Source organism: Amycolatopsis sp. NPDC059027 (assembly GCF_042739735.1).
Taxonomy (GTDB): domain Bacteria; phylum Actinomycetota; class Actinomycetes; order Mycobacteriales; family Pseudonocardiaceae; genus Amycolatopsis.
In genome coordinates, this window is the sequence record NZ_JBHYIK010000092.1 from 23,264 (window position 1) to 33,616 (window position 10,353).

At 69.4% G+C, this 10,353-nt stretch carries 6 protein-coding genes; 4 read left to right on the plus strand and 2 right to left on the minus strand.

The features are described from left to right. Positions 1 to 2,202, minus strand: a 2,202-nt coding sequence (locus tag ACFWY9_RS39905; protein WP_378341321.1) for a DEAD/DEAH box helicase, incomplete at its 3' end; no start/stop codon positions are given. 346 nt (positions 2,203 to 2,548) lie between these two features. Between ACFWY9_RS39905 and ACFWY9_RS39910 the strand changes: the two genes are divergently transcribed. The 3 genes from ACFWY9_RS39910 to ACFWY9_RS39920 all read left to right on the plus strand — a co-directional run bounded on the left by ACFWY9_RS39910 (position 2,549) and on the right by ACFWY9_RS39920 (position 6,252). Then, positions 2,549 to 4,810 (plus strand): sodium-translocating pyrophosphatase, encoded by a 2,262-nt coding sequence (locus tag ACFWY9_RS39910; RefSeq protein ID WP_378341316.1) that lies wholly within the window; start codon positions 2,549 to 2,551, stop codon positions 4,808 to 4,810. Between the two features lie 284 nt (positions 4,811 to 5,094). Then, complete coding sequence (locus ACFWY9_RS39915; protein ID WP_378327833.1) at positions 5,095 to 5,574, plus strand: hypothetical protein; 480 nt, start codon at positions 5,095 to 5,097, stop codon at positions 5,572 to 5,574. A gap of 51 nt (positions 5,575 to 5,625) precedes the next feature. Beyond that, positions 5,626 to 6,252: a hypothetical protein gene (locus ACFWY9_RS39920; RefSeq protein WP_378341317.1), complete on the plus strand. Its 627-nt coding sequence runs from the start codon at positions 5,626 to 5,628 to the stop codon at positions 6,250 to 6,252. 3 nt (positions 6,253 to 6,255) lie between these two features. Here the strand turns inward: ACFWY9_RS39920 and ACFWY9_RS39925 are convergent, their stop codons facing one another. Further along, positions 6,256 to 7,092 (minus strand): serine protease, encoded by an 837-nt coding sequence (locus tag ACFWY9_RS39925; RefSeq protein WP_378341318.1) that lies wholly within the window; start codon positions 7,090 to 7,092, stop codon positions 6,256 to 6,258. A gap of 324 nt (positions 7,093 to 7,416) precedes the next feature. On the opposite strand from ACFWY9_RS39925, the gene topA reads away from it, so the two are divergent. After that, the gene (gene topA, locus ACFWY9_RS39930) at positions 7,417 to 10,287 is read left to right on the plus strand and encodes a type I DNA topoisomerase (RefSeq protein WP_378341319.1); all 2,871 of its coding nucleotides are present in this window, start codon (positions 7,417 to 7,419) and stop codon (positions 10,285 to 10,287) included. Positions 10,288 to 10,353 lie beyond the last annotated feature (66 nt).

A 10,353-nucleotide genomic window follows, 5' to 3' on the forward strand; every position in this document is an offset into this window, starting at 1 on the left:
GGGACCGCGCTGGGGGGGGCGGCCGCCCGGCGGCGCGCGCGCCCGGGCCTCCCTCTTGTTTTTTGGGGGGGGTCCACCCCCCCCACCCCGCCCGGGGGCACGCCCCCGGACCCCCACCGTGGTTGCGTCTGTCAGATCGGTTGCCTGTTGGACGTGCTCGGCCTTGGTGTCTGTTGTTGTTGCGTTGTCAGGAGTTTCGGTCCCCGCCCGAGAGTCCTCGGTCCCCACCGGCGCGACAGTTTCGGGCTCCGGCCCCGAGACTCCGGTCCCCGCCTGAGAATCCTTGGTCCCCACCGGGTTCTCGGTAGGGCCGAGGAGGTCGGTGGAGATGGTGTACCAGACGGCGCGGGTTTGCAGGCGTTGCTCCGGCAGGTCGAGTGGCGTGTGGTCCAGCACTTCGCCGGAGGGGCGGCGTCGCAGGTAGCCCACCACCTGAGACGTCACGGCCACCTCGCCGAGGCAGACGCTTACCCCGCCGTGCACACAACGTTCCTGCGTGTTCAGTACCGAGATGTCGACCACCTCGCGCGGCGACGTGTTCCAATCCGGATCCTCGGCGTGCACCAGCGCCAGGCCCGTCTCCAGATCCAGTTCGTCCACCACGTACGACGAACCCTGATGCAGGTAGACCGCGCCCGGATGCACCGCGAAACACGCCGAACCCGGATCGACCGTGCCGAGCATCCGTCCCGAATCCGCCTCGACCACCGCGACCTGGTCACCACCCGAACCGCGAATGCCGACATCCGCGTGCGGGCGGTCCCGCGAGATCCAGTACCAGCCACTCGAACGGCGGCGCAGCAACCGGTCCGCCGTCAGCTCGGCCAGCACCTCGCGCGCGGCGTCACCGCCGAAGGCAGCCAGTTCCGGTTCGGTGAGCGGCAGTTCGGCGACCGCGCAGGCGAGCTGCGGCGCCAGCACGTACGGATTCGACGGGTCGAGCACCGCGGTCTCCACCGGCCGGTCGAGCAGCGCCGCCGGATGATGCACCAGGTACGTGTCCAGCGGATCGTCCCGCGCCACGAACAGCACGAGCGCCGCGTCGCCCGTGCGACCCGCCCGGCCTGCCTGCTGCCAGAACGACGCCAGCGTCCCCGGATATCCGGCGAGCACCACAGCGTCCAGTCCGGCGATGTCCACACCGAGTTCGAGCGCGTTCGTGGTCGCGACCCCCAGCAACCGCCCGGACAGCAACGACGCTTCCAGCTCCCGGCGCTCCTCCGGCAGGTACCCGGATCGGTAGGCGGCGACGGTGCCGACGAGCGCGGGGTCCACTTCGGACAGCAGCCGCCGCGCGCCCAGCGCGGTCAGTTCGGCGCCACGCCGGGAGCGGACGAACGCCAGCGATCGGGCGCCCTCGACCACCAGCTCGGTCAGGATCCGCGACGCCTCCGCCCCGGCCGAGCGACGTACCGGCGCCCCGTTTTCTCCCGACAGTTCCGGCAGCAACGGAGGCTCCCACAACGCCACCGTGCGCGCCCCGCGTGGCGACGCGTCCTCGGTGACCGCCGCGCAGTCGACCCCCGTCAGCCGAGTGGCGAATTCGGCGGGCGCGGCCGTCGTCGCCGAGGCGAGCACGAACACCGGCGAGGCGCCGTAGTGCGCGGCGACCCGCCGCAACCGGCGCAGCAGCAGCGCCACATGCGAACCGAACACCCCCCGGTAGCTGTGGCATTCGTCGACGACGACGTAGCGCAGGCGCCGGAAGAACTGCGCCCAGCGGCCGTGCGCCGAAAGGATTCCGCAGTGCAGCATGTCCGGGTTCGTGAACACCCAGTTCGCGTGCGCGCGTACCCAGTCGCGCTCGGCCATCGGGGTGTCCCCGTCGAACGCGGCGGCGCGCACTCCCTCGATGTCCAAAGAGGACACCGAACGCAACTGGTCGGCGCCGAGTGCCTTCGTCGGCGCCAGATACAGCGCGGTGCTCCGGCCGCCCTCGGAGATCTCCGTGAGCACCGGCAGCTGGTAGGCCAGCGACTTTCCCGAAGCCGTCCCCGTCGAGATCACCACATGCCGTCGCGAGAACGCGTGCTCGGCCGCCTCCGCCTGATGCGTCCACGGCCGCTCGACGCCGCACGCCCGCAACGCGTCGACCACCGGCGCCGCGGCCCAGCCCGGCCACGGTGCGTGCCCGGCGGGCCTGGCGGGCAGCTCGGCCACATGAGTGATCGGGTTCTCGCTGGCCGGGATGCCCGCCGTCACCCGCTCCAGTAACCGCCGCCCGCGTGCGCCCGCCCTGCCGTCCACCACGGCATCGAGCTTGGCACAGGGGTACGACAACCTGGCCGGGCACGGGCTTTGCGCTGCGCTGATCGATCCAGTGAGTAGTCTCACAAGGTCACGGATCGTATTGTGATCGGGACGCCTTGCCAGGCACTTTCTCACTACCAATACACTCCCGCAATCCACACTCTCTGTGGCGAGCGTCATGTGAGACGTGCGTCCCCGCACGGCTAGCGTGTCGATCGGTACAGATCCATGCCAGCGCCGGCACGCCGTGGATCGGCGGGTTCGTCGTTGGCGAACGGCGACGTCTCCAGGAGGACGAATGTCCCGGCAGTTCCTCGCGGAGGGCGGTCTGACGCTCTCCGGAGGTGGCTACACCATCGTCGGTGTGGTCGCCGCGGTCGCCCTTGCCGCACTGGTCATCGGCTACGTGCTGCTCAAGGAGGTGCTGGCCGCGGGCCAGGGCACCACCAAGATGCAGGACATCGCGAAGGCAGTGCAGGAAGGCGCGGCTGCCTATCTCAAACGGCAGCGCAACACCCTCGCGATCTTCGGCGTGATCGTGTTCCTGCTGTTGTTCGCGCTTCCCGCCGATGACTGGAACGAGCGGATCGGCCGGTCGATCTTCTTCCTCGTCGGCGCGGCGTTCTCGTTTAGCATCGGCTATCTCGGCATGTGGCTGGCCACGCAGGCGAACCTGCGCGTGGCGGCCGCGGCGCGGGAAGAGGGCGGCCGCGAGATCGCGATGCGGGTCGCGTTCCGCACCGGCGGCGTGGTCGGCATGATCACCGTCGGCCTCGGCCTCTTCGGTGCGGCCCTCGTCGTGCTCGTCTACACCGGCCAAGCGCCGAAGGTGCTGGAGGGCTTCGGTTTCGGTGCCGCGCTGATCGCGATGTTCATGCGTGTCGGCGGCGGTATCTTCACCAAGGCCGCCGACGTCGGCGCGGACCTGGTCGGCAAGGTGGAGCAGGGCATCCCGGAGGACGACCCGCGTAACGCGGCCACCATCGCCGACAACGTCGGTGACAACGTGGGCGACTGCGCCGGGATGGCGGCGGACCTGTTCGAGTCGTACGCGGTCATGCTGGTGGCGGCGTTGATCCTGGGCAGCACGGCGTTCGGCGTGCACGGCCTGATCTTCCCGCTCATCGTGCCCGCCATCGGCGTGATCACCGCGGTGATCGGCGTCTACATCACCAAGGCGCGCGCGGGCGAAGGCGGCCTCGTCACGATCAACCGCTCGTTCTACATCTCCGCGGCGATTTCCGCGGTGCTCTCGACAATCGCGGCGTTCGTCTACCTGCCGAGCTCGTTCTCCGAACTCACCGGCGGGAAGGTCGGCGAACCCGGCAACCCCGCGGTCATCGCGACCGTCGCGGTGATCATCGGCATCGTGCTCGCCGCGATCATCCTGCGGCTCACCGGGTACTACACCGGCACCGAGCACAAGCCGGTCAAGGACGTCGGCAAGACGTCGGAAACCGGTGCGGCCACGGTGATCCTGTCCGGTATCTCGGTCGGTTTCGAGTCCGCTGTGTACACCGCGCTGGTGATCGGCGCGGCCGTGTTCGGGGCCTACCTGCTCGGTGGCGGCGTCGCGCTGTTCGCCGTGGCGCTGGCCGGTACCGGTCTGCTCACCACGGTCGGCGTCATCGTCGCGATGGACACCTTCGGCCCGGTCTCGGACAACGCGCAGGGCATCGCGGAGATGTCCGGTGACGTCGACGAAAAGGCCGCGCAGATCCTCACCGAGCTGGACGCGGTCGGCAACACCACCAAGGCCATCACCAAGGGCATCGCGATCGCCACGGCCGTGCTCGCGGCGACGGCGCTGTTCGGGTCCTACTCCGACGCGATCACCAAGGCGATCGGGGACGGCAAGGAGTTCATCGCCAACGTCGTCGGCCCGGCCACCCTGGTGGGTGTCATCGTCGGCGCGGCGGTCGTGTTCCTGTTCTCGGGTCTCGCGGTGAACGCGGTTTCGCGGGCGGCAGGCGCTGTTGTGTACGAGGTGCGCCGCCAGTTCCGTGACATCCCGGGGATCATGGAGGGCACCACGCGGCCCGAGTACGGCAAGGTGGTCGACATCGTCACCCGCGACTCGCTGCGTGAGCTGGCGACTCCGGGGCTGCTGGCGGTGTTCGCTCCGATCGCGGTCGGGTTCGGTCTCGGCACCGGCGCGCTCGCGGGTTACCTCGCGGGCGCGATCGCGACCGGCACGCTGATGGCGATCTTCCTCGCCAACTCCGGTGGTGCGTGGGACAACGCGAAGAAGCTCGTCGAGGACGGCAACCACGGTGGCAAGGGCTCGTCGGCGCACGAGGCGACGATCATCGGCGACACCGTCGGCGACCCGTTCAAGGACACCGCGGGCCCGGCGATCAACCCGCTGATCAAGGTGATGAACCTGGTCTCGGTGCTGGTCGCCCCCGCCGTCGTGCAGTTCTCGATCGGCGAGCACGCCAGTCCGGCGGTGCGGATCATCATCTCGCTCGTCGCGGTCGCGGTGATCATCGCGGCCATCGTGGTGTCCAAGCGACGGGGCACCGTCATCGCCGACACCCCGGCGGAAGCGAAAGTCTGATCCTTTTCCCGGACGCGGCCCGGTGTGCGAACTTCGCATGCCGGGCCGCGTCGCTCTGTAACCGATCACGCTCCGTGTGTGATCTCATCCCGGAAATCGCCCGGCGACTTGCGAAGCATGCTCGTGTCGGTACGGTCGGGGCTGCTGGACGTCGACGGGCAGGAGGTGTACGAGTGCGGCCGCGGTTGACCGTTCTTGCCGCGCTAGCAACAGGAATCGGGATCGGCCTCGCCGGATGCGGACAGCAGCCGGTGATCACTTCGCAGGCACGGGAGGAAAATCCCGTGAGTGCCGCGGAGCAGGCCGATCCGGCGGCCAGATGGGCGGACGGTTACTGCGGTGCGGTCACACACCTGGTGCGCACGCTGGCCGCGTTGCCCACCGTCGATCCCAGCACTCCCCAGCAGGCTTCGAAAACGTCGAGTGCGTTGCTGGGTTCCGTGGTCGGCGGGCTCGACCAGACCATCGACGGCCTCCAGCGTCTCGACGCGCCCCCGGCGCCCGCTGCGGACAAGGCAAGGCGGGACATGGTCGAGCGGTTCGGCGACATCCGGCAGCGCGCGCAGAACGTGCGGCAGCGCATCGACGATGCGCACGCCGAGCCCGCCGTGACCCGTGACGCCCTCGGTGACGCGCGGGCGACGCTCGACCAGATCGCCGGGCTCAACGTGCTCAAGGGCCTTCAGGACGTGCCGGACATGGACGCCGCGAGCAAGCGGACGCCCGGCTGTCAGCAGCTGACGGTGCCTGCCGCCCCCAAATAACCCTCCCCGCTGGACCTCGCCCGATTCGAACTTGTGTTCTAGTATACCCGGGTGGATCGGACGATCTCGTTCTTCTCCGCCGAGGCGAGCGGGCCGGGGCTGGCCGATCTGGCCGGACTGCTGTGCTGCCACGGCCAGATCACCGGGTTCGGCCGCACTGCCGCGCGCCTGTCGGTGGTCGTGGACGAGCCGTGGCGGGCTCGCGCGCTGGCGGGCGAATGCCGCAGGCGCGGTGCCGACGCGCAGGTCGGCACCGCGGACTGCGGCCAGCCCCAGGTGCGCACGTCGTTCCGGGTGGACCTGCTGCCGCTGGCGTCCCGCTGGCTGCGGGACGGCCGCACCGGTCCGGCGGAGGACGATTCGGGCAAGGCGGTGCCCGACGGGTTCCGGCTGAGTGGCGCGATGTTGCGCATGTGGGCGCTGGCGAGCGGCAGGCAGGGTGGCAGCGCCTATCTGCTCGCGCTCGACCCGCTGGCGCCCGGCACACACGCCAGGCTGGCCGCCGCGCTGGCACCGCTCGGCGTGCCCGCCCGGCTGCTCGGCCCCAAGGCGGACGTTCCCGCCGTACGGGTGACCGGACGCCGCAGGCTGGAGAGCCTGCTGGAACTCATCGGCGAGCCGCCGAGCGGGGCCGAGGCGGCCTGGCCGGAGGCGGCTCCGGCCAGGCGGGCGGGGTGAGTCTCAGGCGGCGATGTCGGTGGCGAGTGGCTTCGGCAGCGAACAGCCCGGCTTGGCCAGGTCGATCTCGTTGGCCGCGGTCAGGCAGGCGGGAATGCCGTAGGTCTCCTGGCCGTAGGGGGTGTCCTGGTGCACCGTGACGTTCCCGGATTCGTCGACCTCGCACGGGTTGTTCAGCGTGCAGCGCTGGCCGTCCTCGTTCCTGGTGTTGTTGACGCCGATGACCTTGCCGGTCGAGGTTTCGACGATCGGGGAGCCCGAGGTCCCGCCGATGGTCTGGCAGTCCGGCGTGTAGCGGATCGAGTCCTTCCACACCCAGCCGTTCTCGCGCAGCTCGTGGACGAAGCCGTTGACCGTGCAGGAGTAGATCTGCTTCCAGTAGCCGGACACCACGTCCATGCGCACGCCGTCGGCCGGGTGTGCGTTGGCGAGTTCGAGCGCGGTTATTCCGTACTGCTGTTTGATCTGGGCGTAGGTCGTGCTCACCTGGTACAACGAGACGTCGGTGTCGGTCATGGTCCCGTACACGATCTTCTTCGCGCGCAGGGTCCCGACCGAGCGCCGCCCGTCCGCGGAAAGCAGGCTGAAGCTGCGTGACGAGGCCCTGTTGACGATGACCTGGCCGGGCTGCGGCATGCCGCTTTCGAGGCAGTGCCCGTTGGACATCACGATCGCGGGAGCGGTGTCCGGCGTGCCGGCGGGCTTGACCACGGAGCCCGAACAGTTGGACAGCGCGACGGTGCCCGCGAACGTGGTTGTCGCGGCCAGCGCCGGGGTGGTCCCCAGCACGGCGGTCGCCGTGGCCGCGACGGCTAGTGCGCCGAGGAGTCGTCGGATCATGGTGGGGTCCTTTCAGCTCGACGAGCTAGTAAGTCAAGCGACGACGCGTGACGCCCACCACCGTCGAACGGAGGGTATCCGGCCAGTTACTCTCGCACCCTGCACTGCGCGTGTCCGACATCACGTGCTAGGTGTGGAAAAGAAACATCGTCGAGGTCAATGGCGATGTGGTGGAGACTCCCGAAGCGGCGTGTTGTGCCACCTCGGCGCCGTTCGGGTGGTACGAGCGTGCACACTGACAGGTCGGAGACACGGGCGTGGCCCCGGCGTCGAGGGGCGGGCCGCCGCCGCGGCGGCCGGAGATGAGCGGAGAGCAGGCGAAGCGTGGCAGGAGCACGGACCAAGAAGAACGGCACCGGGACGGACGCCTCCGGGCGCCGGCGGCTGGTGATCGTCGAGTCGCCCACGAAGGCCCGCAAGATCGCCCCCTACCTGGGCGGGAACTACGTCGTCGAGTCCTCGGTCGGGCACATCCGCGACCTGCCGCGTGGTGCCGCCGACGTGCCGGCCCAGTACAAAGGAGAGGCGTGGGCGCGGCTGGGCGTCGACGTCGACAACGGCTTCAAGCCGCTCTACGTCGTCACCCCGGACAAGAAGTCCAAGGTCACCGAGCTGAAGGGCCTGTTGAAGGACGTCGACGAGCTCTACCTCGCCACCGACCCCGACCGCGAGGGCGAGGCGATCGCCTGGCATCTGCTGGAGACGCTCAAGCCCAAGGTGCCGGTCCGCCGGATGGTCTTCCACGAGGTCACCGAGCAGGCCATCCGCGCCGCCGCCGACAGCACCCGCGAGCTGGACGCCGACCTCGTCGACGCGCAGGAGACCCGGCGCATCCTCGACCGGCTCTACGGCTACGAGGTCTCGCCGGTGCTGTGGAAGAAGGTCATGCCGAAGCTGTCGGCGGGCCGGGTCCAGTCGGTGGCGACGCGGATCATCGTCGAGCGGGAGCGCGAGCGGATGCGCTTCACCTCGGCGTCGTACTGGGACATCTCGGCGACGATGGACGCGGGCGCCGACGCGACACCGCGGGCGTTCCCGGCGCGGCTCATCTCGATCGACGGCGCGAAGCTGGCCACCGGCCGCGACTTCGGTTCCGACGGGCAGCTCAAGTCGTCCTCGGCCGACGTGCGGATCCTCGCCGAGGCCGACGCGGTCCGGCTCGCGCAGGCGCTGAACCAGCGCGACTTCAAGGTCGCGAGTGTCGAAGAGAAGCCGTACACGCGGAAGCCGTACGCGCCGTTCATGACCTCGACGCTGCAGCAGGAGGCGGGCCGCAAGCTGCGGTTCTCCTCCGAGCGCACGATGCGGATCGCGCAGAAGCTGTACGAGAACGGGTACATCACCTATATGCGTACCGATTCGACGACGCTGTCGGAGTCGGCGCTCTCGGCCGCGCGTAGCCAGGCGACGCAGCTGTACGGCAAGGAGTACGTCTCGCCGTCGCCGCGGCAGTACACCCGCAAGGTCAAGAACGCGCAGGAAGCCCACGAGGCGATCCGGCCGTCGGGTGAGGTGTTCCGGACACCGGGACAGGTCGCGAAGGAGCTGGACACCGACGAGTACCGGCTCTACGAGATGATCTGGCAGCGCACGATCGCCTCGCAGATGGCCGACGCCAAGGGCACCACGATGTCCGTGCGGATCGTCGGTACCGCCACCAGCGGCGAGGAGTGCACCTTCGCCGCGTCGGGCCGCACGATCACCTTCGCGGGCTTCCTCAAGGCGTACGTCGAGGCGGTCGACACCGAGACCGGCGGCGAGGCCGACGACAAGCAGAGCAGGCTGCCGCAGCTGGTCAAGGACCAGGCGCTGACCGCGACCGAGCTGTCCCCGGACGGGCACACCACTTCGCCGCCGGCGCGGTACTCGGAGCCGAGCCTGGTCAGCAAGCTCGAAGAGCTGGGCATCGGCCGTCCGTCGACCTACGCGTCGATCATCAAGACCATCCAGGACCGCGGCTACGTGTGGAAGAAGGGCTCCGCGCTGGTGCCCTCCTGGGTCGCGTTCGCCGTGATCGGCCTGATGGAGCGGCATTTCGAGCGGCTGGTCGACTACGGCTTCACGGCTGGCATGGAGGACGAGCTCGACCGCATCGCCGCCGGTGACGAGCACCGGACGGAGTGGCTGGGCAAGTTCTACTTCGGCGGCGACATGGGCGTCGACGGTTCGGTCGGCAGGCTCGGCGGGCTGAAGAAGCTCGTCGGCTCCAGCGTCGAGGACATCGACGCCCGCGAGATCAACTCGATCCCGCTGTTCAGCGACTCCGACGGTCACACCGTCGTCGTCCGCGTCGGCCGCTACGGCCCGTACCTGGAGCGCGAGGTCGACGGGACGTCGCAGCGGGCGAACCTGCCCGAGGACCTGCCGCCGGACGAGCTGACGCAGGCGATCGCGGAGAAGCTGTTCGCGACTCCGCAGGAGGGTCGCGTGCTGGGCACGGATCCGGTGTCGGGGCACGAGATCGTCGCGAAGGAAGGCCGCTTCGGGCCGTACGTCACGGAGATCCTGCCGGAGCCGGAGCCGCTGCCCGAGGGTGCGACGGCCGCGCAGAAGAAGGCCGCCAAGGCGAAGCAGCCGAAGCCGCGTACGGGCTCGTTGTTCAAGTCGATGTCCATCGAGACGATGACGCTGGACGACGCGCTCAAGCTGCTCTCGCTGCCGCGAGTGGTCGGCAAGGACCCCGAGTCGGGCGACGAGATCACCGCGCAGAACGGGCGTTACGGCCCGTACCTCAAGAAGGGCACGGATTCGCGCTCACTGTCCACTGAGGACCAGCTGTTCTCGATCACGCTCGAAGAGGCGCTGAAGATCTACTCGGAGCCGAAGCAGCGTGGCCGCTCGGCGACGGCGAAGCCGCCGCTGAAGGAACTGGGCGAGGACCCGGTGTCGGGTAAGCCGATGGTCGTCAAGGACGGCCGGTTCGGTCCGTACGTGACCGACGGCGAGTACAACGCGACGCTGCGGAAGACCGACAGTATCGAGGAACTGACCGCCGAGCGCGCTGCCGAGTTGCTGGCGGAGAAGCGCGCGAAGGGCCCGGCTCCGAAGCGCAAGGCTCCCGCCCGCAAGTCGACGTCGTCCACGTCGAAGTCCGGCACGGCGAAGTCGGGGACAGCGAAGTCGGCGGCCGCGAAGTCGACCGGGACGAAGACGACCGCCGCGAAGAAGCGCACCACGACGGCGAAGTCGAAGTAGCCGCGTAGTCGTTGTCAGGTCCGTGAAGGCCTCCTTACCGGCGGTGAGTGCCGGTAAGGCTGTCTC

Coding starts and splice junctions, on each gene's coding strand:
- ACFWY9_RS39910 (WP_378341316.1), top strand. CDS start 2,549: ATGTCCCGGCAGTTCCTCGCGGAGGGCGGTCTGACGCTCTCCGGAGGT.
- ACFWY9_RS39925 (WP_378341318.1), bottom strand. CDS start 7,092: ATGATCCGACGACTCCTCGGCGCACTAGCCGTCGCGGCCACGGCGACC.